The organism is Kribbella sp. NPDC104740 (genome assembly GCF_055583505.1).
Genome location: NZ_JBVJNV010000003.1, coordinates 594,747 through 621,291 on the forward strand (window position 1 = coordinate 594,747; position 26,545 = coordinate 621,291).

Below are 26,545 nucleotides of genomic sequence, written 5' to 3' on the forward strand. Positions count from 1 at the left end.
AGGGGATCGCGTCGGCCAGAGGCGGCTCCTCACATGGTTGCTTCACCGGGTTCGACTTCCGGGATCTCCACGGTCACCAGGCCACCCGGAGCAGTTGGCCCACTCGTAGATCGCCCACGCTGCCGCGGCTCGACGATGCATCAGCCAGGGCAGCACCGGTCGCAGCACCCGACGAAGATTCTGGCGGCCCCGGATCGCCAGGACCGTGGTCGGCTTCCAGCTCTCCCTGCGCGCGGGCTGGTGGTAGAGGTCGCCTCCGGTCAGGGAGCGAACTCGCTCGACGACGTCCGCGTCCGTCGACTCGAGGTTGATCCGGCCGCCGTAACGCCGGGTGAGCCTGAAGCATCCTTCGCCCTCGAGCACGCCGGCCACCCAGGCCGCTGCCGGGCCGACCAACTCGACAGGAGGGACCGAGATTTCAGGCCAGACAAGCTGGTCAAGCGTCTTGCGGGACGCCATCTGGCGCCGACGTCGCTCACCCATCAAGGGCCACAGCTGCATCGCCAACGGTTCGAGGTGCTGCCGGCGCTTGACCGTCCACGAGTACGCCTGCTTGTGGTGAGGCTGTCGGCTGGCGATCGAGCAGATGCGACCGACACCCGTCACCCGTTCGAGTCTCTGCAGGACATCGAGATCAGTCATCACAACCCGCAGTACGGACGAGGACTTCGTGTTCGTGAAAGTGCCTTCACCTTCGACGAGTCCGGCGGTCCAGGCCAACGCTGAGGCGGACATCTCGCGCAGGGACGGCTGCGGACCGCCGTTCGCGCAGGTCGGACACCGCACCGAGGTCCGCCAGATGCGAACTCCACAGTCGGAGCACCTGGCGTAGCCGAGGGAGTCAGCACGGCACGACAGGCACATCCGGCGCGACCAGTGAGTGACGAAGTCGTCGCCACAGAGGCGACAGGTCCGAGTCTCCGGAGCAGGCAGACGAGCGCTCATGCGTCATGGATACAGACAGCAACCGACAGTTTCAGCGGATCCACCGCCGTGGCGGAATAAGCCGAGTTTCGGCCTAACGGCAGCCGTTTCGAAAACGGTCGGCCCTTCGAGGGCGTGCAGGTTCGAGACCTGCTTCCGCCGCCAACAAGACAAGGAGTGGGGAGATGAACGTTCAGTACCCGGTCCCGCTGAGTGGGGCGAAGAGCTCCACCCTGATGTGGGCCCAGGAGCACGAGGTCGGGGCGCAGGCGCTGCAGCAGCTGCGGAACATCGCCGCGCTGCCGTGGGTGCACGGCGTGCGGGTGATGCCGGACGTGCACCTCGGCAAGGGGGCCACGGTGGGGTCGGTGATCGCGATGAAGCAGGCGGTTTCGCCGGCCGCGGTCGGGGTCGACATCGGGTGCGGCATGGAGGGCGTGCTGACGTCGCTCACCGCTGCCGACCTGCCGGACGACCTGAGCCGGATCCGCAGCCGGATCGAGGCCGCCGTACCGGTCGGTTTCCGGGCGCACGAGTACCCGGTGAGTGTGCGCAAGCTCGGGCTCGACCGGGGCTGGAACACCTTCTGGGGCGCGTTCTCGAGCCTGCACGACGGGGTGCAGGACCGGGAGAAGAAGGCGCAGCAGCAGATGGGGTCGCTTGGTGGCGGCAACCACTTCATCGAGGTGTGCCTCGACGACGAGGACCGGGTCTGGCTGATGCTGCACTCGGGGTCGCGCAACATCGGCAAGGAGCTCGCCGAGCGGCACATGCGGATAGCGCGCGAGCTGCCGCACAACGCCGATCTGCCGGACCGCGACCTGGCTGTGTTCCTGTCCGGTACGCCGCAGATGGACGCCTACCGGCGCGACCTGACCTGGGCGCAGGAGTACGCGTCGCGCAACCGCGCGGTGATGCTCGCCCTGGTCATGCAGGCCGTCCGGGGCTCGTTCCCGCACGAGATCACGTTCGAGAAGCCGATCTCGTGCCACCACAACTACGTGGCCGAGGAGACCATCGACGACGTCGAGCTGCTGGTCACCCGCAAGGGCGCGATCCGCGCGGGGCTCGGCGACCTCGGGCTGATCCCGGGGTCGATGGGGACGGGCTCGTACGTCGTCCGCGGGCTGGGTTCGGAGCGTTCGTTCTACTCGGCCTCGCACGGGGCAGGCCGGCGGATGAGCCGCAACGAGGCGAAGCGGCGCTACACGGTCGACGACCTGATCGTGCAGACGGCCGGGGTCGAGTCCCGCAAGGACGCGGGGGTGCTCGACGAGCTGCCGGCGGCGTACAAGGACATCGAGTCGGTGATCGCGGCGCAGTCGGACCTGGTCGAGGTCGTTGCGCATCTGAAGCAGGTCGTCTGCGTCAAGGGCTGAGGGGACGAACGGGGACCGGCCAGGCGGCGGCGGCAGCGGCAGCGGCAGCGGCAGCGGCAGCGGCAGCGGCAGCGGCAGCGGCAGCGGCAGCGGCGGCAGCGGCGGCAGCGGCGGCAGCGGCGGCAGCGGCGGCAGCGGCGGCAGCGGCAGCAGCGGCAGCAGCGGCGGCAGCGGCAGCGGCAGCGGCAGCGGCAGCGGCGCTGGAGGTGGGGCGGTTGCGGGTGCTGCCTGCCGTGCGTCCTCTTCCTTTTCACTAAGCGTACAAGGGATGTGCTGTGGACGGCGATGGTTGTCCACAGGCGCTGGAGGTCAGTAGGGCAGTTGCTTGACGCACGTCGTCTGCGTGAAGGGCTGGTACGGCGGGCTGTCGCGCTCAGGGGGCGCGACAGCCTGTCGGGGTGAGGTCCGCCTGTGGGCAGGGGCAGCGGTTTGCTAAACCGTCGGCTGGTTTCGGCTGGTCCGCGAGTTCGAATCTCGCTCTCACCGCGTCAACACACCGGAGCAGGAGCGCCACCGTGGGAGAGGTGGGGCGGGCTGTAACCCCGTCGCCCGTTCGGGCTGAGCAGGTTCGAATCCTGCCTCCTGCACTTCAGCAATCAACCAGAGGAGAGGAGGACCGGCCATGGCCGACCTCAGGAACAAGCGACGCAGGATTCCCGGCGGCAGGACCGGTGCTCCGGTGCAGCAGGGGCACGCGTTGCGGCGGGTGGATCTTGGCTGCGGACACACGCAGCGGGATCGGATCGCGCACGCGGGTGATCACGTGTGGTGCGAGACCGGTTGCGCGGACTGGGTGCGCGTGATCGCAGTGCACGAGTAAAACCGACATCCACCACTGATCAACCTCCGTCGCCGCACGCCCGCCGAGCGTGCGGCGACAGCACAGGGGGAGGTTGATCAGTGGTGGGTGTCGACTCTCTGGTGACGGATGCACGCCTGGCCCTCCGAAGGCCGGGTCCCCGGTTCGACTCCGGGCAGGGAGACTCAGGCCCGCAGGCAGCGGGCGACGAGGAAGACCGGGTACGACGTCATCGCGGCGCGCGGGGAGTCGGCGGGGATCTCCGGCTGCGGCTCTTCCAACGAGTCGACGAGGAAACCGTGCCTGCGGAGGGCGTTGAAGTACGTCGAGAGCGTGCGGTGGTTGGCGCCGACCTGTTGGCGGAGCGTTGAGAGGGAGCCGTCGGCTTGCCACCAGCGCTCGTCGTAGTACGAGCCCTGCCAAGCGCCCGAGACGCCTTCGATGCCGGGGAAGCACGGGTGCAGGATGCTGAAGGCGAAGACGCCGCCGGGGCGGAGCAGGCGGTGGACCGTCGTGAGGGTGCCGTCGAGGTTGTCGATGTCCGACAGGCCGAAGCTGCACACCGCGGAGTCGAAGGTCCTGCCGGCCAGCAGGTCGGGCGAGGCCGCGTCGGCCTGCAGGTAGGTGATCCCCAACGGTTCCCGGGCCTCGGCCTCGGCTGCCTTGGCGAGCATCGCCGACGACAGGTCGACGCCGGTGACAGACGCCCCCAGCCGAGCGAGCCCGCGGGACACCCGGCCGTGCCCGCAGGCGAGCTCGAGGACCTCGCGGCCTGCTACCGGCCCGAGCAGGTCGAGCAGTGCCGCGGTGGTGGGGTCGCTGAGGTCGTCGCTCCAGCCGGCGGCGTAGTAGTCGGCTACCTCGTCGTACCGCGCGGAAGTCGTCATGCTCACTCAACGGACCGGCGCCCCGAAACTCTCCCGGGGCGCCGTTCGCCGTCAGAAGAACAGACTCAGAGGAACAGCTTGTCCGGGTTCAGCAACCCCCGCGGGTCGAACGCGGCCTTCACGTCGCGCTGGAGCTGGAGGCCGACCGGGCCGAGCTCCTGGGCGAGCCACTCGCGCTTCAGCTTGCCGACGCCGTGCTCGCCGGTGATCGTGCCGCCCAGCGAGAGGCCGAGCTCCATCACGGCGCCGAAAGCCTGCAGGGCGCGGTCCATCTGAGCGGAGTCGGTCCGGTCGAAGACGACGGTCGGGTGCATGTTCCCGTCGCCGATGTGACCGGGACAAGCGATCAGTACGTCGTACTGCTTGCTGATGGCATCGATCCCGTGCAGCAGCTCGACCAGCCGCGAGCGCGGGACGGCGACGTCGTCGATCAGCGTCGTGCCGAGCTTCTCGTTCGCGAAGTGCACCAGCCGGCGGGCCTCGAGCAGCATCTCGGACTCCTCGGCGTCCGAGGCGACCGCGACCTCGACCGCGCCGTGCGCGGTGCAGATCTCCGCGATCGCGGCGACGTCCTCGGCCGCGCGCGGTCCCCGGTCGGACTGCGCCAGCAGCAACGCCCCGACGTTCGCCGGGAGTCCCATGTCGCGGTAGTCCTGGATCGCCCGCGCGGTGATCCCGTCGATGAACTCCAGCAGCGAGGGCCGCAACCCCGACGCCATCACCGCGGCCGCCGCGGCGACGCCCTCCTCGATCGACAGGAATGTCGCGGCCGCCGTCAGCGCCGCCTCGGGCGCGGGCCGCAGCGCGAGCGTCGCCTCGGTGACGATCCCGAGCGTGCCCTCGGAGCCGACGATCACGTGCGTCAGGTCGTAGCCCGCGACGCCCTTGACCGTACGCCGACCCGTCCGGATCACCTCACCGGACGCGAGCACGACCTCCAGCCCGCGGACGAAATCGCCGGTCACGCCGTACTTCACGCAGCACAGCCCGCCCGCGTTGGTCGCGATGTTGCCGCCGACCGTCGACATCTCCCACGACGACGGGTCCGGCGGGTAGAACAGCCCCTTCTCCAGCACCGCGCGGGACAGCTCAGCGTTCACCACGCCCGGCTGGACGACGGCGACCTGGTCCTCGGCGGACACCTCGAGCACCTTGTTCATCCGCGCGGTCGACAGCAGGATGCAGCCGTCGATGGCGTTCGCGGCGCCGGACAGCCCGGTCCGCGCGCCCTGCGTCACGATCGGTACGCCGTACTCGCCGGCCGCGCGCACAACCTCCTGCACCTCGGCCGTCGACGAGGGCCGGACCAGCACCAGCGGCACGCCCGCCGTACAGAACGTGGCAGTGTCCTGCCGGTGCGTCTCCAGGAGGTCGGGATCGGTGACCACCGCTCCCGCACCCAGCACCGACGTGAGCCGCTCGACCAGCTTGTCCATCAACCCTGCTCCTCCAGCAGCCGCAAGATCAGTTGTGCCCGGCGGACCCGTTCCCGGCCGAGCGCCTCCGCGGTCGCGGCCAGGTGCGCGCCGACCGGGTAGATGTTCGGCGCGTTCCGCAGCCCCATCTTCAGGTAGACCGGCGCCGCGACCCGGACCACGTCCGGTACGTCGTAGAACCGTACATGGCCGCCCTGGTCGTCCGGGACCTCGATGTACATGTCGATCGGGACCGACGTCACCGACCGGATCTCGGCGAGCACCGGCACCGGGAGGTCGGTCGAGACGTTCAGACTCGTCGCCCCGAGCCGCTCGTACAAGGCGGCGGTCGGTGCGTTCGGCAACGGCATCAGCACCGAGGTCTTCAGCACCAGGTCGGAGGGCAACGACCCCTCCTGCTTCAGCGCACCGATCAGCTCCAGTACGCCGACGTCGCCGACCAGCAGGCTGCGGACCCCGAGATCGACCGCCCGGTAAGCGTCACACAGCGACGCGGCAACCATCTCGTTGCCTCGGGCAACACCACCGACGGCGGCCGAGACCTTCGCCTGCCCGCCGATGTCCCAGGCGCCGCGCGGCCCGAGGAACAGGCACACCTCGACGTCCTCGGCGGCGCCGAGCTTGACCATCTCGGAGATCTCGTCGTCGGTCAGCATCATCACACCGCTGCCCTGCGAGATCCGGTCGACCTTCACGTTCCGGGCCGCCGCCTCGTCGAGTACCGCGCGCATCACCGCCGGTCCCTCGCAGCTCGGGATCTCGATCTTGTACGGCGTACCGTCGCCGAACCGCTTGTCCGAGTCGCCGGCCGCGCCGAACCCCCGCTCGGCCAGCAACGCGCGTGCTTCCTGCAGCCTCATACCTCTCCCCAGCTCCCGAGCGAGCCCGACGCGTCGGTCAGGTCCCGCGCTGTTCCGGTGATCTCCAGGTCGAACCTGTCGCCCGCCTCGACCAGCAGCGCGGGCGACACCAGCAGTTCGTGCGGCGACAACGTGTCCCGGATCCGCGCCAGCCGCAGCTCGGACCAGTCGCGCCGGCCGCTCATCGTCGCGGCAGCTAGTACAGCGGCCGCGTCGTCCTCCAGCACCATCGGGAGCCGCGATCTACGCGCTCCGCCCGCGCCGGAGGTGAGGGCGTTGACGTAGCTCGCGTGCAGGTCGATCTGCTCCAGCATCCGGGCCGGGATCACGTCCGCGAGACCGAGCCCGGAGGCGTTGCCGTGCGACGCTTCGGACAGGCTGTGCACGGTGATCGCGGCGATCTCCGGCAGGTCGAACTCCGGGATCCCGTGCACCCAGCAGCGGCCGATCACGTTGGTGTCCATGCCGGTACCGGACTTGTCCTTGCCCATCTCGTCGACGATCAGCACATCGAGCTCGTCGAACGGGAGCCGGCCCATCAGGCTCCCGGCGCGCTGCAGCAGCGCGTTCTCGGCGGCCGCGCCGATGCCGTCGGCGGGGACGAACTCGACCGCGGCGGTCCTGTCGACGGCGTTCTCGAGGATCGCCAGGCCGCCGATGATCTTGCCTTCGGCAACCACAGTGCGGGCGGCGGCCTCGATCGCCGCGCCGAGGGACGGGATCCCGCCGGCGTGCAGCGAGGCGGCGCCGCGGTGGTTGCCGAGGCCGATCGCGAGGATCTTGGCGAGGCCGCTCTCGACCGGGCCGTGGAAGTCGGTGTGTGGTTTGACGCGGTTGACCAGCAGTACGCCGTCCGCCGCGGCGGCGATCGCGTCGTGGTGGACGGGGGTGCCGTCGTCGAGCTTGCCGATGACAACGGTCTCCATGGTCGCCTCGACCGGGCACCCGACCGACTCCGGGGTGACGCCGAGCCCAGCCAGCATCTCGCGCTGCCCGTCGGCCGTCGCGCCACCGTGCGACCCCATCGCCGGTACGACGAACGGCTCGGCGCCCGCGGCCCGGAGCCAGTCGACGGCAGCCTTCACCACCGGCACGAGATCGCGGATCCCGCGGCTGCCCGCGGTGACGGCGATCCGCTCCCCCGGGCGGATCTCCCGGGGAAGGTTCTCGAGCGCGGCCCGCGCGGCGCCGTACGGGTCGGTCTCCAACGGCAGATCAGGCATCAACCGCCTGATGGGAGTGACCTGAGGGAGGGTTCCCTCAGGCCGCAGCCCTCGGATCGCCTCGAACGGTCCAAGGCCGGACATCAGTGGCTCTGGCGGGCGACGTCGGAGCCGGTGCGGCCGATCAGGAAGTCGAGGTCACAGCCCTGGTTGGCCTGAGTGACGTGTTCGACGTACAGGCGGGCCCAGCCGCGGTCGGTGGGTGCTGTGGACGGCTGCCAGTCGGCACGGCGCTTGGCGAGCTCCTCGTCCGAGACATCCAGGTGGAGGCGGCGGTTCGGGACGTCGAGCTCGATCCAGTCGCCGGTGCGGACCAGCGCGAGCGGACCGCCGACGGCGGCCTCCGGCGCGACGTGCAGGACCACCGTGCCGTACGCCGTACCGCTCATCCGCGCGTCGGAGATCCGGACCATGTCGTCGACGCCGATCTCGGCGAGCTTGCGCGGGATGGTCATGTTGCCGACCTCCGGCATCCCCGGGTAACCCCGCGGTCCCGAGTTCTGCAGCACCAGCACGGTGTCCTCGTCGACATCCAGATCCGGATCGTCGACCGCCTTGTCGTACTCCTCGATGCTGCTGAAGACCAGCGCCTTCCCCCGGTGCTGCAGCAGCCGCTCCGACGCCGCCGACTGCTTCACCACGGCACCGTCCGGCGCGAGGTTCCCCTTCAGCACCGCCGTACCGGCACCGCTGCCGAGCGGGTCTCCGACCGGGCGGATCACTGGGTGCGCGGGCTCGCCCTCCTGGCCGCTCCAGTCGGTTCGCTCGGCGCGGGCCACGTTCTCACCGATCGTCTTGCCGGTCACGGTGATCGCGTCCGCCTTGAGCAGCGGCAGGATCTCGCGCATCACCGCGGGCAGGCCGCCGGCGTAGTAGAAGTCCTCCATCAGGTACTTGCCCGACGGCTGCAGGTCGACCAGCCACGGGACGCCGCGCGCCCACTCGTCCATGTCGTCCAGCGTCAGGTCGACGCCGACCCGGCCGGCGATCGCCAGCAGGTGGATCACCGCGTTGGTCGAGCCGCCGATCGCCGCGTTCGCCCGTACGGCGTTCGCGAAGGCGTCGCGGGTGAGGATGTCGCTCGGCTTCAGGTCCTCGTGGACCATCTGGACGATCCGCTGACCGGCCTGCTGGGCGATCGAGTACCTTCTCGAGTCGACGGCGGGGATCGCCGCGGAGCCGGTGAGCTGCAGGCCGAGCGCCTCGGCCATGCAGGCCATCGTGGAGGCGGTGCCCATCGTCATGCAGTGGCCGTTGCTGCGGGACATGCCCGACTCGGCGGCGGCGTAGTCCTCCTCGGACATCCGGCCGGCGTTGCGGTCCTGGGTGAAGCGCCAGACCGCCGTACCGGAGCCGATGTCGCAGCCACGGAACTTGCCGTTCAGCATCGGGCCGCCGGTCACGACGAGGGTCGGGAGGTCGACGGACGCCGCGCCCATGATCGAGCCCGGGGTGGTCTTGTCGCAGCCGGTGAGCAGGATGGCGCCGTCGATCGGGTTGCCGCGCAGGGACTCCTCGACGTCCATGCTGAGCAGGTTGCGGAACAGCATGGCGGTCGGGCGGAGCATGGTCTCGCCGAGCGACATCACCGGGAACTCGAGCGGGAACCCGCCGGCCTGCCAGACGCCGCGCTTGACGGACTCGGCGAGGCGGCGCAGGTGCGCGTTGCAGGGGGTCAGCTCGGACCAGGTGTTGCAGATGCCGATCACCGGGCGACCGTCGAAGACCTCGTCGGAGAACCCCTGGGCCCGCATCCAGGAGCGGTGGATGAAGCCGTTGCGGTCCTTCTCGCCGAACCAGTGGTCGAAACTGCGGCGACCGGTGTGGCCGCTGGCCGCACTCGGCGGCTCGCCGGCCGGCCGGCCCGTCTTCTCCGGAGTCGGCTCGCCTTCGGCATCGCGCTGGAGAGAGGGAGTGAGGCCTGCCGCCCCCGCCTCGCCTTCGGCGGCGGGAGATCCAACGTCGTTCGGGTCGTTCGTCGGGGGTAGGTCCGTCATCGAGAAACCTCCGCGGTGGTGATGGTTCCGTTGACTCGGCGGGTGATACCGGCTGGGTTCTGGTCCTGCAGTACGGCGGGGAGGATCGCGTCCGGGGTGTCCTGGTACGCGACCGGGCGCTGGAAGCGGCGGGCGGCGGTGACGCCGACGCTGGTGTGGATCGAGCCGACCGTCGACGGGAACGGGCCGCCGTGGTGCTGGGCCCAGGAGACGGCGACGCCGGTGGGCCAGCCGTTCCAGAGCACGCGGCCGGCGCGGGCGGTCAGCAACGGGAGAAGTCGAGCGGCCAACGAGGCGTCCGACTCTTCGGCGTGCAGCGTCGCGGTCAGGTTGCCGCCGAAGGACTCCACCCCGGCGACGAGCTCGTCGACCGACGCGTACTCGACGACGATCGAGACCGGCCCGAAGCACTCCTCGAGGATCTCGTCCGAGCGCGCGAGCAGCTCGGCGACGGTGGTCTGCAGCAGCGTCGCGCCGCCGCCCTCGCTCCACACCCGCAGCCCGTCGACCTTGCGCAGCCGGTCCAGCCCGGACGAGAAGCCGTCGGCGATCCGGTCGTTCAGCATCGTGGCCGGCGCGACCCCACCGGTCGCCTCGACCAGCTGCTCCTGCAGGCCGTGCCCGGCCGGGAGGAACAGCAGCCCCGGCTTGGTGCAGAACTGGCCGACGCCGAGCGTGTACGAGCCGACGTACCCGGTCGCGATGTCGTTGCCACGGGCATCGATCGCGGCCTGGGTGACGAAGACCGGGTTCAGGCTGCCGAGCTCGCCGTAGAACGGGATCGGCTCCGGCCGGGTGACCGCGATCTCGTGCAGCGCCTTGCCCGCCGGGACCGAGCCGGTGAACCCGGCCGCGGTGATCCGCGGGTCCTTCAGCGCGGTCACGCCGACGTCGTACCCCTGGATCAGGCCGAGCGTCCCAGCCGGGGCGCCGGCGGCGGTCAGGGCCTCGATCATCACCTCGGCAGTCCGTACGGAGAGCTCCGGGTGCCCCGGGTGCGCCTTCACGATCACCGGGCAGCCCGCGGCCAGCGCCGACGCCGTGTCACCGCCGCAGACGCTGAACGCGAACGGGAAGTTGCTCGCCGCGAACACCAGCACCGGGCCGAGCGGCACCAGTACCCGCCGCAGGTCGGGCCGCGGAACGGGCTTCGCGTCAGCGTCGGCGGTGTCGATGATCACCTCGAGCAGCGATCCCTCCTCGAGCGCGTCGGCGAACATCCGCAGCTGCCCGCTGCTCCGCCCGACCTCACCCTTCAGCCGGGCCTCCGGCAGCGCGGTCTCCCGCTGCGCGATCGGCACCAGCTCGCCGCTCGCCGCGTCCAGCGCGTCGGCGACCGCACGGATCCACCCGGCCCGTACGGCGGGCGCCGACGCCGCCAGCGGCGCCGCGGCCGCCGCCGCGTCGGCCAGCGCCTGCTCGAGCTCGGCGGGGGTGGTGTCGGTGCTCATCGGTTCTCCTCCAGGGATTCAGCGGCCAGGTATGCGAACGGTTCACGTCCGACGACCACCGTATTCGTCAGCGTCCCGACCTCGCTGATCGAGATCGCGACCTCGTCGCCGGCGGCGAGCGCGAAGTCGAGCTCGGGCACGATGCCGGTCCCGGTGGCGAGGATCACGCCGTCCGGGAAGTCGTTCGGGACGAACAGAACGTCGATCAGGTCCTGCAGGCCGCGGATCAGCTGCGCGGTCGACGTCGTACCGGTGAAGACCTCGGCGCCGCCGCGGCGGATCACCAGGTCGATGGTCAGGTCCTTCGGGTCCGCGACCTCCCAGACCGGGCGGATCCCGGTGGCCAGCGCGCAGCCGCCGGCGAACACCTTCGCCTGCGGGATGTAGAGCGGGTTCTCGCCCTCGATCGAGCGCGAGCTCATGTCGTTGCAGACCGTGAACCCGACGATCTCGCCGTGCGCGTTCGCGACGATCGCCAGCTCCGGCTCCGGGACGTCGTGCCCGGAGTCGACGCGGATACCGATCTGCTCGCCGTCGGTGACGAGCCGCCAGGCCGGCGACTTGAGGAACAGCTCGGGACGCTCGGCCGAGTAGACCCGGTCGTAGATGTCCTCGTCGCCGCTCTCCTCCATCCGGGCGCCGCGCGAACGCTCGTACGTGACGCCCGCGCACCAGACCTCCCCGCGGCCGTCCAGCGGCGGCAGCAGCTTGACGCTGCCGACGTCGACCGGGTCGCCGGTCTTGGCGACCGCCGCCTGGAACTCCCCGGCGGTCAGCCGGAGCAGCTCGGCCAGGTCGGTGACGCCGAGAACCGGTGCCACCGTGTCACCGGTTCGGACGCCGGCCTGCGGACGGCCGCCGGGAGACTGGAATCGGACCACGTGCATGGATTCACCTTTCACATCGACGTCCCGAGCAGACCACGGGTGATCTGGAAACCAACGTTGCCTGAAGCAACTGCCTTGGGGATCTGCTGCCGGCTCGCGACGGCCGCGATCGCGTCCAGTCCGGTCCGGGCCTGGTCGGCGGCGGCACCGGCGGCGACGGCGTCGAGGTCGTCGCCGTACTTCGCGACCGTCTCCGGGTCGCTGCTGAACTCGACCACCGGGACGAAACGCTGCGCGGACAAGGTGCCGCCGGCAACGTGCGCGAGGATCTGCTGGACCCCGCCCGCGCCGAAGCCGGTCGCGGTCTCCATCCAGTCGGTGCCGGGCATCCGCATCACGTGCCAGCCCGGTACGGCGAACCGCTGCCCGTGGGCAACCGTCGGCCCGACGGCATCAGCCGACCCGAACGCCGTCTGCCGGAACACGCTGCTCTCAAGTAGTCCGCCCCGCGACGACAACACAATCGACCCACCGGCCCTGACGATCTCCGAACCGATCAACGCCAGCGCCTCAGCCGTCTCGTCACCCAACGGTCCGCGCGCCTCCAGCCCAACCGTCAGCGCGCCGACGTCCCCATCGACCTCTACCGGCGCCGGCAGGTCGAAGCTCCCGAACCACTCCCGCACCCGGCCGCCGACCGCGTCCAGCCCGCCGTCGGCCTGAATGCTCGCCCAGCCGAAGCGGGACGGATCCGCGCCGGCCTCGACGAGCTTCGAGCGGAAGTAGTCGTTGTGCGTCTTCTCGCAGCCGTGCTCGAGCAGGAGCGCCATCCGGGTGTTCGGGTGGAGGAGGTAACCGAGCATGGTGCGGGCGAAGGTCTCTTCGGAGGCGCCGCCGGAGCTGCCGCAGCCTTCGGTGTGCGGGAGGGCGACCATGCGGGTGACGGCGTCGCCGGCCCATCTCTCCACTTCGGCCTGCGCGGAGAGGCGGAGGGCGATCATGCCGGAGCACAGGCTGGTGGGAAGGATGAGGCCGACTGCTTCGGGGAGTTGGCGACCGTCCACAGACAAGAGACTGACGGGAGTTGCTGGGCGGTCGGTGGCAACTACTTGAGGGCCTACGCCCGAGAGAGGTTCGCCGGGGAGGAGTGCGTCTCGGTCTTCTGCGGGGAGGTCTTCCAGGCGGCGGCTCATGCGGCCGTCGGTGGTGATGCTGATGCCTTCGCGAGGGCCGCTCTGGCGCCAGTTGCGCCAGATGGAGACCTGGCTGTGGCCGGCGCGTTCACCGGCCGACCGCTCGCCGGAGGCGACGCGGACGGTGAGGTCGAAGGTCTCGGCGGTGAGCGTCTCCATCGGCGTACCGGTGAGGTAGCGGCCCGCGTCGACGTCCATCTCGGCCTGCAGGTGCTCGTAGCGCGCGCTCGTGGTGACGAACTTGAGGGTCGGGACGAACGGGAAGTTGGTGATCGACCCGTTGCCGGTGGTGAAGAAGATCAGGTTGCAGCCGCTGGCGATCTGGCCGGCGACCGACTCCAGGTCGTTGCCGGGGCTGTCCATGAAAACGTAGCCGGTGCCGGGCAGCGGTTCGGCGTACTCGATGACGTGGTCGAGGCGGACCTCGCGCGGCAGTTTCCGGGCGGCGCCGATCGACTTGAGCACGATGTTGTAGAGCCCGCGGTACATGTTGCCGCCGGACGGGTTGCCCTCCGCGGTGTGGCCGTGCCAGCCGACCCGGTCCTTGAACTCCTGGACGAGCTTCAGGAAGCGCCGCGCGGTGCCCAGGTCGCGGACGTTCTTCAGTACGTACCCCTCGGCGCCGATCAGCTCGTCGGTCTCCGCGAGTACGGCGGCGCCGCCGTGCCGGATCACCTCGGCGCCGACGTTGCCGGCCAGCGGGTTGGCCGAGATCCCGGAGAACGCGTCCGACCCGCCGCACTGCAGCGCGATCAGCAGGTCGGCCAGCGGCACCTCGACCCGCTGCTGCGCGTCGACGACCGGCAGCCACGGCTCGATCAGCTGCCCGGCCGTGGTCAGGTCGGCCTCGAACCCGCCCGAGCGGGTGAAGTAGGCGTGCGGCACCACCAGCGACGGATACCCCTGCGCGGCCGCGAACTCCCGGATCGCCGTACCCGAGACCAGGTCCTCCTCGGTGTCGACGATCAGCACCGCCCCGACGTTCGGGTTCAGCGCGAACCCGGCCAGCGTCGCGAGCAGGAAGTGCAGGTTGTTCGGCGTGCCCTCCTCGCCGCCCTCGGTGTGCGCGACCGGTACGACGCCGTCGCCGGCCGCCGCGCCGTCGAAGCGCCGGGCCAGCTCGGTGACGAACCCGCTCGACCGCGAGCTGGTGGCGAGCAGGACGACGTGGTTGCGGGTGCCGGCCGGGCCCTGCTCGCGCGGGAAGCCGAGGAACGTGCCCGGCTGCTCGACCGAGGTGATCTGGCGGCCGAAGTTGAGCGCGTTCTCGTCGAGGGCGTACGGGTCGAGCGGCTCGTTGCTCGCCGACGGCTCGGCCGGCAGGCCGTCGACGCCGCGGGCGCTGACGGCGGCCAGGCTGGGCGGCGTACAGACGTAGTCGCCGACCTGGAGGTCGCGCAGGGCGCGCGCGAACGGAGTCTGCCAGGACGTGATCGCTTCACCGGCCCGGACCGGTTTGACGATGATCCGGTGCCCTTCGAGGACGGTGTGCGGCAGCGTCACCGGCGTCCCGTCGAAGTCGATCACCGTCCCGGCCTCGAGCCGGCGGGAGCAGATCGCCGCGTTGTCGGCGGGCTCCGGCAGGACCCCGATCTCGTCGAACCTCAGCATCGCGTCTCCCACAGCGCTGGTCGGCGTACGTGAAATCGTGCATGATGCATGATTACGACCGTAACCCTGCCTAATCGATGATGCTGGGTCAAGAGCTGGACCAGCCTGTGGAGAGGCCGATGACGGACATCCTGGAGCCGCACGACCGGCGGCTGCTGCGCCGGCAGATGCTGGCGGACGACGTCTACGAGGCGATCAAGACGATGCTGATGGACCACGCGATCCGGCCCGGCGGGCGGATCTCCATCGACGGGCTGGCGCGCGAGTTCCAGGTGTCGTCGACACCGGTCCGCGAGGCGCTGGCGCGGCTGGAGTCGGAGGGGCTCGCCGACAAGGAGCCGCTCAAGGGGTATCGGGCGACGCCGCTGCTGACGCTGAAGGAGTTCGAGGACCTGTACTCGTTCCGGCGGCTGCTGGAGCCGTGGGCCGCGCGGCGCGCTGCCGAGCTGATCGACGACATCGGCCGCGAGCGTCTCGCCGCCGAGCTGTCGACGGCGGTCGAACCGACGTCGGTGGACTACGCGGGGTACAAGTCGCTCACCGCGCACGACAACCGCTTCCACACACTGATCGCCGAGCTCTCCGGCAGCGAGCAGGTCCGCCTCGCCTTCGAGCGGACCCACTGCCACCTGCACATCTTCCGCCTCCACTACGACCGCGACACCGGTCCCGAGGTCCTGGTCGAGCACCGCCACCTGGTCGAAGCCATCAGCTCCGGCGACCCGGCCGCCGCCGAAGCCTCGATGACCCAGCACCTGACCAACTCGATGTCGATCCGGCTGCGCGGGATCTACGACCAGTAGCAAGAAAAGTTCGCAACTCACCTATCCGGTCAGCGATCAGTCCCGAAGCCCTCACCGTCAACGCATACTTCCTGACGCAGTGGGGACCTTGACCGCCATGACCGTGCTCCGAAGCCACCGCATCGTGCGGCCTGCGCTGTGGATGCTCGGTGTTCTGGCCGGTACGGCGGCAGCTGCCGCTCTGTCCACCAGCTCGGCGTCGGCGGCAACCGGTCCCGCGGACCAGGCCGACGACCATCGTCCGGCAGCGCATCACCGGACAGTCGATGCTCGGTCGACCGGCCTCGACGTACGGCAGACCGCTGATCGCCTGTCGGCGAAGCTCCGGGCCACGTCCGATGCCCTCGACCCGCTGCGTGACCGCGTCGCCCGCCCGGCGATCGACGAGGTCGTTCGTCCGGTGGCCGACCGCGTCGTTCGTCCCACCGTGGACAAGGTGGCGCGGCCAGTGGTCGACGAGGTCACCCGTCCCGTGGTCGGCAAAGTCCTGAAGCCGGTGACCGACAAGATCCTGAGGCCGGCCACCGACCAGGTGGCCAAGCCGGTGGTGACCGGTGTCCTGGGGCGGAAAGCTCCCGTGGCCGAAGCCCCGGTGACCTCGCCGTCCCGTCCGCGCCTTGCGGATCACGTCGCTTCGCCTGCCGTCACCGCTCCGATCCCGGCGTCTCCGAGAACCGGGGCGACGACGACGCAGGTCGGCACCCGGCACAGCGTTCCGGCGCAGGCTGCCGCCCCGGCCCATCACTTTTCTTCCGGCACTGCGCAGAAGCTTGCCGCCGGTGAGACACGAGACGCTGCCTTCGCCACGTCGGCTCCGGCCGGACCGGTCCCGGCGCCCACCCTCCCGGGTCCGGCTGCTCCGTCGGCCCCGCCGTCGCCGACTCAGGTGCTGTCCTCGGCGTCGGGCTCGACGATCGCCAAGAAGTTCGCAGTACTCGGCGGCACCGCCGCCCAGCGCTTCGCCGTCACCGGGCCGGTGGCGGCCGACGACGACCTGATCGGTCCCGCTCCGGGCACCCGCCCCGGGACCACTCCCGACTGACCTTCCCGTTCGAACCCGTCCCGACCGGCACCCTCCGCCGGTCAGTACGACCTCCCTCCGACGGGGCGCGTTTCCGCCCGTCGTACCTCGAACGAATCACGGAAGGCACTTCCTCCATGAGCATGAACATCTGGGTCAAGCGTTCCCTCAGCACCGCCGCCGTCGCCGGTGGCTTGTTCTTCGCGGGCTCGCTGGCCGCGCAGGCCTCCACCGAGACCGGTGCGGCCGAGGCGAACGACTCCGCGAGCCTGTCCAGCCCGCTCGAGATCGGCTCGGTCGGGCTCGGCCTGAGCAGCGAGTCTTCGTCCAAGCACAGCTCGACCGTGACCCACACCGACCGTCGTGGCACGGCGACGACGACCAAGACCTCGGAGTCCGGCCGTAAGGACACCGTCGGGCTGAAGACCGGCAAGGTCTCGGTGAACCCGAGCGCGACCCTGAAGAGCGTGACCAAGGCGGTCGGTCAGAAGTCGGAGCACGGTGCCAAGGGCTCGGTCGAGCAGCACAGCAGCGGATCGGTGCAGTCGCCGATCTCGATCGGCGGCACCGAGCTCAGCACCGAGCACGAGAACTGGTCGGCGACCTCGAAGAAGACCACGATCAGCGGCAAGAAGGGCTCGGTCACCTCCGAGGAGTCCAAGGAGCAGGCGTCGAAGACCAGCACCTCGGTCGGCGTCGGTGAGCTGAAGGTCGACCCGCGGGGTTCGTTCGACAGCCACAAGTCGGTCACCGGCTGGTTCGACGAGGACGGTGCGGGGCTGGTGGGCTCGGACTCCAAGACCGTGACCGAAGGTTCGTCGCCGCTCTCGTTCGGCGGGCTGACCGCGCACACCTCGCAGCAGCAGGCCGCCACCGGCCACCGCAAGCAGACCGTCACCACGCGGCGCGGGACCTGGACCGAGGAGCACTCGGACGAGCAGATCTCCGGTACCGAAGCCGGGCTGAACGTCGGCCGGTTCGTCGCCGACCCGAAGGCGATCGTGATCGACCGGCGCCGCTCGATCTTCGCCACCGACGGCGAGGACTCGGTCGTCGGCCTGAACTCCAGCGACACCGCCGGCAAGCTCGCGGCGCCGTTCCGCTTCGACGGGGTGAGCGGGTTCGTCGCGCAGGCGCAGGCCTCGAAGACCTCGGACAGCAAGAGCTTCGAGAACGAGCACGGCAGCGTCAGCAAGACGGTGACGAAGGAGTCGGCGTCGCACCAGGCGATCGCGGGCAAGTCCGGGGCGATCAGCGGCAAGCCGTCGCTGGCCTTCCTGGACCGTCGCAACGACGTCTTCGCGGCCGACGGTGACGACACCGTGGTGGCGTCGGACCGCAAGTCGGTCGTGCACTCGGCCTTCCCGTACTCCTCCGAGGGCTTCGCGCTGGCCGGTGACTTCGGCCAGGCGACCGCGAAGACGGTGACCGAAGAGGTCGCCGACCACCACGGCACCACCACCCGCACCGAGTCCGACGAGCAGGCCGAGCGCGTTCAGCCGGCGTACGTGTTCGACGGTTTCCAGGGTGACTTCGAGCGCACCGTCGACGTGGCGGAGCTGACCGACCTGAAGCACCTCGACAGCTGATCCACTGCTGAAGGGCCGGGGCGGACCGTTCTCCGCCCCGGCCGTTCTTGTGCTACCGAGTGATCACCAACGCGTCGCCGACCGGGCGTTCGCCGGTCGCGTCCGACGGGGTGTTGAGGACCTGGCCGTTGGCGACCATCGTGGTCGAGCCTCCGCCGTCCAGGTTGATCGCTTCTCGCAGGCCGAACGACTTGGCGACCGCCGCCGCCTCGCCGATGCCGAGGCCGAGGCTGTTGACGCCGCGGCCGTCGGCGGTGATGAGGACGGTACGGCCCTGGGCGTCGACGCCGGCGATCGTGCGCGGGTTTCGCTTGTGGACCCAGCCGTAGTAGAAGTTTGCGTTGTCGGCCATGCCGTCCGCCTTCGCGGTGCCGGTGATGCGGCCGTCGCGGACGAGCTCGGGGCCGCCGTTGACGATCGTCGTACGCCGGTCCAGGCGGACGTCGTGACCTCGGGCGTCGGTCAGCGCAGCCTTGATCTGCAGGTGTTTGCCGACCTTCGCCGCTGCGAGCAGCCCGGCGACCTGCTGGCCGGTGGCCTGGACGGTGCGGCCGCCTTCGGGGATCCCGCCGCCGCGGGTCGTCGGACGGATCGCGGTGACGACGCCGCGGCGGTCGACGATCACCTCGGCGCCCGGTCCGCTCGGCGTGGCCACGCCGTACGACGCGTCGTACGCGATCAGCTCGTCGGCGTCCGTGCAGGTCACGTCGTGCAGCGGCTTGGCGGTCGGGAGGTCGTCGGCGGTGCCGCCGCAGTTGCGGATCAGGCCGGGGACGCGGTTGAGCCCGTCGAGCGGGAGCGGGCGACCGAGGCCGCGGACTTCGCCGTGCCAGCGGAAGCGCTCCACCGACGTGCCGCGCGCGCCGAGCACCAGCGCGGGCCGGCCGGCGGTCGGTTCGCTGACCAGGCGGCCGTCGTACACGGCAACTCCGGCGGGATCGCCCGGCGCACCGGCCTTCGGGTCGAGCACGAAGAAGCCGGCGTTGATCGCCGCGGTCGCGCCGGTGAGGGTCGCGAGCGTGCTGGTCGTCTCGCGGGCTTCCAAATCGAGCCCGTACGTCGCGTCGAGGCTGCCGCGGAACTTCTTCGGGTCGATGGTCAGCACCTGGACCTGCCACGGCCCGGTCGAGCCGCTGACGTCGTCGGGCTCGCCGTCCCAGCCGGTGTAGATGCTGGAACCGCTCAGTCCGGCGGCGATCACCTTCGTCCGCAGAGCGTCGGCCTCGGCCTTGGTCGCGAAGGAGCCGAGGCGGACGCGCCAACCGAGACTGCCGCCGCCGTCGTCGGCCAGACGCGGCGTCGGGACATTCTCGACGCGCGCCTCGAGCCCGGCCGCGGTGAGCTTCGCGGCGGCCGCCTCGGCGCCGGGCTTGTCGGACAGGGCGGCCGCGGGGGCGTCGGGGTCGGGTGAGCTGGAGGGGATCGCGACCTCGACGGTCCAGGTCGAGCCCGGGCCGGCTTGGCCGCGGGTGATCTTGGTCAGGGTGACGCCGGGGAGGAGGGCGCTGGTCACGCGGGACTCGGGGAGGTCGGCCGGTCCCAACGGCAGCCGGGCGGCCGAGGAGCCGCCTGCGGAGGAGGGTGGCGGTGCGGCCGCGGCGAGACCACCGACGGCCAGGGACATCACCAGCAGAGCGGAGCCGGACAGGGCGGTACGGCGAAGGGTCATACCTAGTTCCTACGTTTGATCAACCCCGGTCCGCAAGGAGTCGTCCGGAATGTCCACCCGGCCGCCGGCGTTCTCATCAACGTGACACGAACTCTCAGCAACACCGTCAAAACCACCGTCCTGCTGGCGGTTCTGACCGGTCTGATCGTCGCGGTCGGTGGCCTGGTCGCCGGCACCACCGGCCTGGTGATCGCGGCCGTGCTGTCGCTCGGACTGAACGCCTACCTCTTCTTCAACTCCGACAAGCTCGCCCTGCGCTCGATGGCCGCCCGCCAGGTGAGCCCGCAGCAGGCCCCCGAGCTGTACGCCGTCGTCGCGGAGCTGGCGCAGCGCGCCGGGCAGCCGATGCCGCGGATCTACGTGAGCCCGGTCGCCCAGCCGAACGCGTTCGCCACCGGGCGCAGCCCGGAGCACGCGGCGGTCGCGGTGACGGACGGCATCCTGCAGGTCCTCAACCGGCGCGAGCTGCGCGCCGTACTGGGTCATGAGCTGGCCCACGTCTACAACCGCGACATCCTGACCTCCAGCATCGCCGCCGGCCTGGCCGGGATCGTCACGATGCTGGCGAACCTCGCGATCTTCCTGCCCTTCGGAGGCTCGGACGACGACGACCGGCCCAGCCCGTTCGCCGTCCTGCTGACCGTGCTGCTCGCACCGGTCGCCGCTGGTCTCATTCAGCTGGCGATCAGCCGCAGCCGCGAGTACCAGGCCGACCACGACGGCGCCGAGCTGTCGGGTGACCCGCTGGCGCTGGCCAGTGCGCTCGCGAAGATCAGCCGCGGTACGGCGGCCCTGCCGCTGCCCGCGGAGTCCGGCGTCGCCACGCAGAGCCACCTGATGATCGCCAACCCGCTCAACAGCCGGGGGGTCGCGACGCTGTTCGCCACGCACCCGCCGATGGAGGAGCGCATCAGGCGCCTCCAGCAGCAGGCCACACACTCGGTAGCTGCCTGACAACACCAGAAGCCCCGACCTGCTACTCCAGGTCGGGGCTTCTGCTTGTTCAGAGAACTCAGGCGGGAGCGTCCCCGTGGTCCGGGATCTCCAGCTGTACGCCGCCCTGCAGCGCGGACTGGTGCGCGTAGATGCCCGGCAGCGTGAACCGAGCGGCGACCCACGCGTTCACCGGCGGGATCGTCTTGTCGACGACCGCGCGGACGAAGTCGTCGGCGAGGAAGTGGTGCGAACCCTCGTGCCCGTTGTGCAGCCCGGCGAACTCCTTGGGCAGGCGCGACCGGTCATGCACCGGCGACAGACCCGACAGGAAAGCGTCGCGCAGCGCCGGGTCGACGTTGTCGAGGTCCTCGGCGTTGCCGCTCGGCTTGGTCTCCATCAGCCGGCTGATGTCCTCGACGCCCTCCTTGGTCTGCCAGACCGTGGTGGTGGCGAGCTGCTCGAAGCTGCCCTCGGTGCCGAAGACGCGCAGCCGGGACTCGCGGATGTGCGACGGGTAGCCGACCCGGCGCATCTCGTTGGTGCGCATCACGCCGCCGTCGGCCAGCGTGAACAGCGCGGTCGCGTTCGAGAAGTCGTTGTCGAACTGGCTGATCTCCTTGTCGAAGACCCCGTCCCCGCGGTCGTCCGTCACGCCGACGCAGGACACGTGCGTCGCGTGCTGCCCGGTCACCGAGAGCACGTTGCCGACGGCATGCGTCGGGTAGAGCATGGGCGGGAACGACGCGGTCTGCTTCCAGTTCTCGCCGCCGGAGTACTGGTACGCCGCGTAGAAGCCCAGATCCATGTCGTGGACGTAGTCGCCCTCGCTGTAGAAGACCCGGCCGAAGTCGCCCTTGGCCAGCCGCTCGCGGCAGTAGACCGACGACGGGTAGTAGTAGCTGGTCTCGCCCATCATGTAGGTCAGGCCGGTCTCCTTGACCAGCTCGATGATGCGGGCGATCTGGCCGGCCTCGATCGCCATCGGGACCGTCGAGTAGACGTGCTTGCCGGCCTCCAGCGCCTTGATCGCCATCTCTCCGTGCAGCCAGCGCTGGGTGAAGATCGCCACCGCGTCCAGGTCCGAGGCGAGCATCTCCTCGAACGACGCGTAAGTGACCTCCACGCCCTGCTTCTCGGCCATCGCGGCCGTCCGCTCGGGCAGCACGTCGGTCAGCGCGACCTGCGTGACGTCGGGGTGCGCGGTCCACAACCGCAGGAACGAGGGGGCGAACTGGCCGGCTCCGACCACACCGATGCTGATGCTCATGCGTCAAGGCAATCACACATTTTTGTTCCACGAAAGAACAAATCCGCACGTTGAAATGTGTGATCCAGGCCACTCTCACCCCCGTACGGCGGCCAACCGGTCCGGGTGGTCGGTGGTGATCCCGTCGACGCCGAGCGCCTCGGCCCGGGCCAGCGTCGCGGTATCCGGCACCGGCCAGGCCGTCACCTGCAGACCCGCGCCGTGCAGCTCAGCAACGGCCGCAGCAGTCAGCCCGGCGATCCCGCACAACGCCCACCCGGCCTCCGCGGCCCGGGTCAGCGCGAGCACGTCGGCGACGTCCGGCGTCCGCCCGAAGATCAACCCAGTCGTTGCCGACGGCATCGATCGCCGGACGGCGAGCAGGATCTCCGCACTCGACGACGTCACCATCGTCCGGGCAGCCAACGCCGGATCAGCCTGCAGCGAAGCGACCAGCAGCGGTACGGCCCGCGCCGCCTTCACCTCGGCCTGGATCCGGACACCGACAGCAGCGACCGTCTCGGCCCAGGTCGGCACCTGCTCACCCCGCCCGGCGTCGAACTTGCGCAGCTCGTCGAAGGTCAGCTCCTCGACCGGGCCGCTGCCGTTGGTGGTCCGGTCGACCGTTGCATCGTGCAACACGATCAGCTGGTCGTCCGCCGTCACCCGCAGGTCGAGCTCGATCTCGTCGCACCCGTACTCGACCGCTTTCGCGAACGAGCGCAGGGTGTTCTCAGGCTCGGAGCCCATCACCCCGCGATGCCCAGTGATGATCACAGCACCTTCTCCTCGTAGAGCCGGGACACTTCCTCACCGATCGCCTCGAGTCGCCGAGCGACCGACGCGAAGACCTTCCGTGGCGACGCGTTGTCGGCATAGATCTGCTGCAGTCCGGTGTAGATCGCCACGTTCGCGTTCCGCCCGTACAGCCGGATCGCGTCCTGCGGACGAGCGTTCACCAGCTGCGCGATCGCCACGCCGTAGTTGGGCTCGTCCGCGACCAGCTTCTTCAGCGCAGGATCCTCACGCGCCTTGTCGACCACCGGCAGATACCCGCTCTGCGTCGTCCACCAGGCCGAGTTCTCCGGCGTCGCGAGGAACTGCAGGAACGCCGCCGCAGCCTGCTTCCGCTCGGCCGAGGCGTTCCGGAACATCCCGATCCCGCCACCGCCGGTAGCCAGCCCAGCGGCGACTTCAGAAGGGATGAACCCCGCGCCCACCTTGAACTTCGCCTTGCTCATCGCGGATTTGAGCCCACCGGTCGAGTCCTGGCACATCGCGACCAGCCCGCCCGCGAAGTCCGTCATCGGACTGCTCGCCATGTACCCGTGCCCGTCCTCGTGGATCAGCCGCCGCTGGAACTCCCCCGCCGCGACCGCGCCGTCCTGGTCGATCGCGACGTCGAGCCCGTTCGAGTACGCGCCACCGAACTGCCACACGTTGCCCTGGAACTGCCAGTCGCCGTCGACCTTCGCCAGCGCCAGCGTGCGCATCGGCCGTCCCTTGGCGTCGACCTTGGCGAGCTGATCACCCCACGAGCGCAGCTCGCTCCAGGTCCGCGGCGCCCGGTCCGGCAGCCCGGCCTTGGCGAACACGTCCCGGTTGAAGTAGAGGATCGGCGTACTGCGCGCGAACGGGACGCACCAGCTCTGCCCCTTCACGACGTACTCGTTGAACAGCTTCTGGTGGAACACCGCCGGCCCGAAACCGTCGGTGAAGTAGCCGTTCAACGGCTCCAGTGCGTCGTTGAGGAAGAACCGCTCCCAGGTCACGTCGGACAGTACGGCGAGGTCCGGCGTCTGCCGCGCGATCAGCCCGGCCGCGACCTTCTGCGCGACGTCGTCGTAGCTGCCCTGGAACTGCGCCTCGACGTACACGTCGCTCTGCGACTCGTTGAACTTGGCAACGAGTGTGTCGACCGCCTTGCCGTTCGCCCCGCCGTACGACGACCAGAACACGACCCGCGTCCGCCCGGCGTACTGCTTCGGTACGGCGCCGGCCGGCTGCTTGTACTCGGCGTCCGGTGACCGGTAGCCACACCCGGCCAGCGAGGCCCCGGCGGCCAGGCCGAGGAACGCCCTGCGACGAATGGTCATCCCTTCAACGCTCCTTGGGTGATGCCGCCGACGATGTAGCGCTGGGCGAACAGGAAGATCAGCAGCATCGGCGCGAGCACCAGCAAGGTGCCGGCCATGATCGTGCCCCAGTTCGCCAGGCCCTCCTCGTCCTTGAGGATCAGCAGGCCGACCGGGAGGGTGCGCATCTCGGCGGTGTTGGTGACGATCAGCGGCCAGACGAAGTTGTTCCACTCCTCGACCGCGGTGATCACCACGACGGTGACCAGCATCGGCCGCGACATCGGCAGCACGACGCGCCACAGCGTGCGCAGGTGGCCGGCGCCGTCGACCGCGGCCGCGTCGGTGACCTCGCCGGGCAGGGTCAGGAAGTGCTGGCGCATCAGGAAGGTCGCGAACGCCGAGCCGATGCCGGGGATGATCAGTCCGGCGTACGTGTTGATCCAGCCGAGCGACGCCACCGTCAGGTAGTTCGGCAGCAGCGTCACGTGGCCGGGCACCATCATCGCGCCGAGGATCAGCAGGAACAGCACCTTCTTGAACGGGAACCGCAGGTACGCGAACGCGTACGCCGTCAGCACCGCGTTCGCGACCTTGAGCAGCGTGCCGACGACCGTGATCAGCGTCGAGTTCAGGAAGAACCGGTCGAACGGCGCCGCCTCCCAGGCGAGCTTGAAGTTGTCCCAGGTGAAGTCGTCGGGCCACCAGACCGGGGGCCACTGGTAGATCTCGGCCGGCTGCTTCACGGCCGCGGAGATCAACCAGTACAGGGGTCCCAGGAAGATCGCCGCGACGCCGAGCAGGACGACGTACTGGACCGCACGCACCTTCATCGGTAGTGCACCCGCCTCTCCATCACGCGGGCCTGGATCGTGGTGACCACCAGCAGGATCACGAACATGATGATCGACAGCGTCGCGGCCCGGCCGGCGTTGAACGCCTGGAAGCCCTCGTTGTAGATCGACCAGCTCAGGGTCGTGGTGGCATCGCCCGGACCGCCGCCGGTCATCACGGCGATCACGTCGAAGGCCTGGAAGGTGCCGATCACGGTGGTGATCAGCAGGAAGAACGAGATCGGCGCCAGCAGCGGCAGCTTGATCGCGCGGAACCGCGTCCAGGTGCCGGCGCCGTCGATCGCGGCAGCCTCGTCGAGCTCCTTGGGCAGTCCCTGCAGGCCGGCCAGGTAGATCAGCGCGGTGAACCCGACGTTCTTCCACAGGTAGACGATGACGAGGCCGGGCAGCGCCCAGTCGGAGTTGTTCATCCAGTCCGGCGGCTCGGCGCCGAACGGCTCGATCAGCGCGCGCATCAGCCCGTACCCCGGGTCGAAGACGAACAACCAGATCGTCGCGACCGCGGCGCCGGACAGGATGTGCGGTGCGAACGAGATCGTCCGGACCAGACCGCGGCCCTTCAGCGGCTGGTTGAACAGCACCGCGAGGGCTAGGCCGATCACCAGGCTGCCGGCCACGATCAGCCCGGTGAACGCGACTGTGACGCCGAGCGTCTTGTGGAACGCGGGGTCGGTCAGCGTGTTCACGTAGTTGTCGAGCCCGACGAACGTCGGCCGGGCCGCGATCATGTTCCAGTCGGTCAGGCTGAGGAACGCGTTGTAGAGGATCGGCCAGTACGCGAAGACCGCGATCACCAGCAGGTTCGGTGCCACCAGCAACGCGAACAATCCGTACTCACGACGCCTTCGCCGCCGTCGTTCGCCGGTCCCGGCGGGCGCTGCCACCTCGTCCGGGTGCGCCCGGGCCGGCAGGTCGACCACTGTCATGCCACTCGTCTCCTCACCCTGCTCAACACCCTGACCAAGTCCTCGGCCAGGTCGGGCGCGGCCGCGAGCAGCCCGCCCGGTAAAGCTGTTCCGGGGCCGCCGATCGTGCGGGCGCCGGCCTCCCGGGCGATCAAGCCACCGGCTGCCACGTCCCACGGCTGGATCACGTGCTCGTAGTACGCGTCCGCCGTACGGTCCGCGACCGAGCACAGGTCGAGTGCGGCCGATCCACCCCGCCGCAGATCCCGTACGACGGGCAGCAGTTGCCGCAGGTACTCCGCCTGCTCCGCGCGGCGCTCGGCCAGGTACGAGAAACCGGTCGCGACCAGCGCGTCGGCGAGCTTGCGGCCTTCGCGGAGCTTCAGGAACCTCCCGTCCCGCGAGGCTCCCGCGCCACGGACGGCGGACCAGGTGATCCCGGTCGTCGGCTGGTGGACCACACCGACGAGCGCGCCGCGCGCGTCCTGGACCGCGATGCTGACGCACCAGTCCGGCCGCCCGTACAGGTAGTTGACCGTCCCGTCGAGCGGGTCGATCACCCAGGTCAGCCCGGTCGTCGACTTCTCCCGCGCGCCTTCCTCGCCGAGCAACCCGTCCCCGGGACGAGCACTCAGCACGCCGTCGACGATCAGCTGCTCCGACGCCCGGTCGGCGGCGCTGACCGGGTCCGTGCCCGAGCTCTTGGTCTGCGCGCTCTCCAGCGAAACGTCGTCCTGCCGGGTGAGCAGTTCGGCACCGGCCGCATGGGCCAGACGCGTCGCCACACCGAGCAGGTCGCGCGGATCGGGAGTGGACATGCCGGTGAAATTATCACCGAATGATGGTTTCAAACAGTCCTG

Annotated in this window: 21 protein-coding genes and 3 tRNA genes; 8 read left to right on the top strand and 16 right to left on the bottom strand. The window is 70.1% G+C overall.

Going from position 1 to position 26,545, the window contains the following annotated elements:
- Positions 1-42: 42 nt before the first annotated feature.
- Positions 43-735: an LAGLIDADG family homing endonuclease gene (locus ACZ6Z4_RS18965; RefSeq protein ID WP_465565584.1), complete on the bottom strand. Its 693-nt coding sequence runs from the start codon at positions 733-735 to the stop codon at positions 43-45.
- 260 nt (positions 736-995) lie between these two features.
- Here ACZ6Z4_RS18965 and ACZ6Z4_RS18970 point away from each other — a divergent pair.
- The 4 genes from ACZ6Z4_RS18970 to ACZ6Z4_RS18985 all read left to right on the top strand — a co-directional run bounded on the left by ACZ6Z4_RS18970 (position 996) and on the right by ACZ6Z4_RS18985 (position 2,890).
- Positions 996-1,089 (top strand) — tRNA-Ser (locus tag ACZ6Z4_RS18970).
- 20 nt (positions 1,090-1,109) lie between these two features.
- A complete protein-coding gene (locus ACZ6Z4_RS18975; protein WP_465565586.1) occupies positions 1,110-2,303 on the top strand; it encodes an RtcB family protein in 1,194 nt (397 codons plus the stop codon).
- Between the two features lie 397 nt (positions 2,304-2,700).
- Positions 2,701-2,789 (top strand) — tRNA-Ser (locus ACZ6Z4_RS18980).
- Positions 2,790-2,804: 15 nt separating this feature from the next.
- A tRNA-Tyr gene (locus tag ACZ6Z4_RS18985) sits at positions 2,805-2,890 on the top strand.
- A gap of 397 nt (positions 2,891-3,287) precedes the next feature.
- On the opposite strand, the gene ACZ6Z4_RS18990 is transcribed toward ACZ6Z4_RS18985, so the two are convergent.
- The 8 genes from ACZ6Z4_RS18990 to ACZ6Z4_RS19025 form a co-directional block, all read right to left on the bottom strand.
- Entirely contained in the window at positions 3,288-3,989 is a 702-nt protein-coding gene (locus ACZ6Z4_RS18990) for a class I SAM-dependent methyltransferase (protein WP_465565589.1), read from the bottom strand.
- 65 nt (positions 3,990-4,054) lie between these two features.
- Positions 4,055-5,425: an FAD-binding oxidoreductase gene (locus ACZ6Z4_RS18995; protein ID WP_465565591.1), complete on the bottom strand. Its 1,371-nt coding sequence runs from the start codon at positions 5,423-5,425 to the stop codon at positions 4,055-4,057.
- Positions 5,425-6,285: a hypothetical protein gene (locus ACZ6Z4_RS19000; RefSeq protein WP_465565593.1), complete on the bottom strand. Its 861-nt coding sequence runs from the start codon at positions 6,283-6,285 to the stop codon at positions 5,425-5,427. Before ACZ6Z4_RS19000 ends, ACZ6Z4_RS18995 begins: the two co-directional genes overlap by 1 nt.
- A complete protein-coding gene (locus tag ACZ6Z4_RS19005) occupies positions 6,282-7,592 on the bottom strand; it encodes a nickel pincer cofactor-dependent isomerase, group 22 (RefSeq protein WP_465565595.1) in 1,311 nt (436 codons plus the stop codon). Before ACZ6Z4_RS19005 ends, ACZ6Z4_RS19000 begins: the two co-directional genes overlap by 4 nt.
- A complete protein-coding gene (locus ACZ6Z4_RS19010) occupies positions 7,592-9,505 on the bottom strand; it encodes an IlvD/Edd family dehydratase (protein WP_465565598.1) in 1,914 nt (637 codons plus the stop codon). Before ACZ6Z4_RS19010 ends, ACZ6Z4_RS19005 begins: the two co-directional genes overlap by 1 nt.
- Positions 9,502-10,956 carry an aldehyde dehydrogenase (NADP(+)) gene (locus tag ACZ6Z4_RS19015; RefSeq protein ID WP_465565601.1) on the bottom strand — a complete coding sequence of 485 codons (1,455 nt, stop codon included), beginning with the start codon at positions 10,954-10,956 and terminating at the stop codon, positions 9,502-9,504. The genes ACZ6Z4_RS19010 and ACZ6Z4_RS19015 overlap by 4 nt, the downstream gene beginning before the upstream one ends.
- Positions 10,953-11,843 (bottom strand): fumarylacetoacetate hydrolase family protein, encoded by an 891-nt coding sequence (locus ACZ6Z4_RS19020; RefSeq protein WP_465565604.1) that lies wholly within the window; start codon positions 11,841-11,843, stop codon positions 10,953-10,955. The genes ACZ6Z4_RS19015 and ACZ6Z4_RS19020 overlap by 4 nt, the downstream gene beginning before the upstream one ends.
- 11 nt (positions 11,844-11,854) lie before the next feature.
- Positions 11,855-14,587, bottom strand: a complete 2,733-nt coding sequence (locus ACZ6Z4_RS19025) for a UxaA family hydrolase (protein WP_465565607.1) — start codon at positions 14,585-14,587, stop codon at positions 11,855-11,857.
- A 119-nt stretch (positions 14,588-14,706) separates the two neighbouring features.
- On the opposite strand from ACZ6Z4_RS19025, the gene ACZ6Z4_RS19030 reads away from it, so the two are divergent.
- From ACZ6Z4_RS19030 to ACZ6Z4_RS19040, 3 genes are all read left to right on the top strand, one after another.
- Complete coding sequence (locus tag ACZ6Z4_RS19030) at positions 14,707-15,390, top strand: GntR family transcriptional regulator (protein WP_465565611.1); 684 nt, start codon at positions 14,707-14,709, stop codon at positions 15,388-15,390.
- Positions 15,391-15,487: 97 nt separating this feature from the next.
- On the top strand, positions 15,488-16,432 hold the full coding sequence (locus ACZ6Z4_RS19035) for a hypothetical protein (RefSeq protein ID WP_465565614.1): 945 nt from the start codon (positions 15,488-15,490) through the stop codon (positions 16,430-16,432).
- Between the two features lie 116 nt (positions 16,433-16,548).
- A complete protein-coding gene (locus ACZ6Z4_RS19040) occupies positions 16,549-18,000 on the top strand; it encodes a hypothetical protein (RefSeq protein ID WP_465565617.1) in 1,452 nt (483 codons plus the stop codon).
- A gap of 52 nt (positions 18,001-18,052) precedes the next feature.
- Here the strand turns inward: ACZ6Z4_RS19040 and ACZ6Z4_RS19045 are convergent, their stop codons facing one another.
- Complete coding sequence (locus ACZ6Z4_RS19045) at positions 18,053-19,669, bottom strand: phosphodiester glycosidase family protein (RefSeq protein ID WP_465565620.1); 1,617 nt, start codon at positions 19,667-19,669, stop codon at positions 18,053-18,055.
- Between the two features lie 81 nt (positions 19,670-19,750).
- Between ACZ6Z4_RS19045 and htpX the strand changes: the two genes are divergently transcribed.
- Positions 19,751-20,623 carry a zinc metalloprotease HtpX gene (gene htpX, locus ACZ6Z4_RS19050; RefSeq protein WP_465565623.1) on the top strand — a complete coding sequence of 291 codons (873 nt, stop codon included), beginning with the start codon at positions 19,751-19,753 and terminating at the stop codon, positions 20,621-20,623.
- Positions 20,624-20,681: 58 nt separating this feature from the next.
- On the opposite strand, the gene ACZ6Z4_RS19055 is transcribed toward htpX, so the two are convergent.
- From ACZ6Z4_RS19055 to ACZ6Z4_RS19080, 6 genes are all read right to left on the bottom strand, one after another.
- Positions 20,682-21,872: a Gfo/Idh/MocA family protein gene (locus ACZ6Z4_RS19055; protein ID WP_465565626.1), complete on the bottom strand. Its 1,191-nt coding sequence runs from the start codon at positions 21,870-21,872 to the stop codon at positions 20,682-20,684.
- 75 nt (positions 21,873-21,947) lie between these two features.
- Positions 21,948-22,628, bottom strand: coding sequence for a glycerophosphodiester phosphodiesterase (locus ACZ6Z4_RS19060; RefSeq protein ID WP_465565630.1), 681 nt, complete (start codon positions 22,626-22,628; stop codon positions 21,948-21,950).
- A complete protein-coding gene (locus ACZ6Z4_RS19065; protein WP_465565634.1) occupies positions 22,625-23,947 on the bottom strand; it encodes an ABC transporter substrate-binding protein in 1,323 nt (440 codons plus the stop codon). The genes ACZ6Z4_RS19060 and ACZ6Z4_RS19065 overlap by 4 nt, the downstream gene beginning before the upstream one ends.
- The gene (locus tag ACZ6Z4_RS19070) at positions 23,944-24,759 is read right to left on the bottom strand and encodes a carbohydrate ABC transporter permease (protein ID WP_465565637.1); all 816 of its coding nucleotides are present in this window, start codon (positions 24,757-24,759) and stop codon (positions 23,944-23,946) included. Before ACZ6Z4_RS19070 ends, ACZ6Z4_RS19065 begins: the two co-directional genes overlap by 4 nt.
- Complete coding sequence (locus ACZ6Z4_RS19075) at positions 24,756-25,706, bottom strand: carbohydrate ABC transporter permease (protein ID WP_465565640.1); 951 nt, start codon at positions 25,704-25,706, stop codon at positions 24,756-24,758. Before ACZ6Z4_RS19075 ends, ACZ6Z4_RS19070 begins: the two co-directional genes overlap by 4 nt.
- Positions 25,703-26,503: an inositol monophosphatase family protein gene (locus ACZ6Z4_RS19080; protein WP_465565643.1), complete on the bottom strand. Its 801-nt coding sequence runs from the start codon at positions 26,501-26,503 to the stop codon at positions 25,703-25,705. The genes ACZ6Z4_RS19075 and ACZ6Z4_RS19080 overlap by 4 nt, the downstream gene beginning before the upstream one ends.
- Positions 26,504-26,545: the final 42 nt, after the last annotated feature.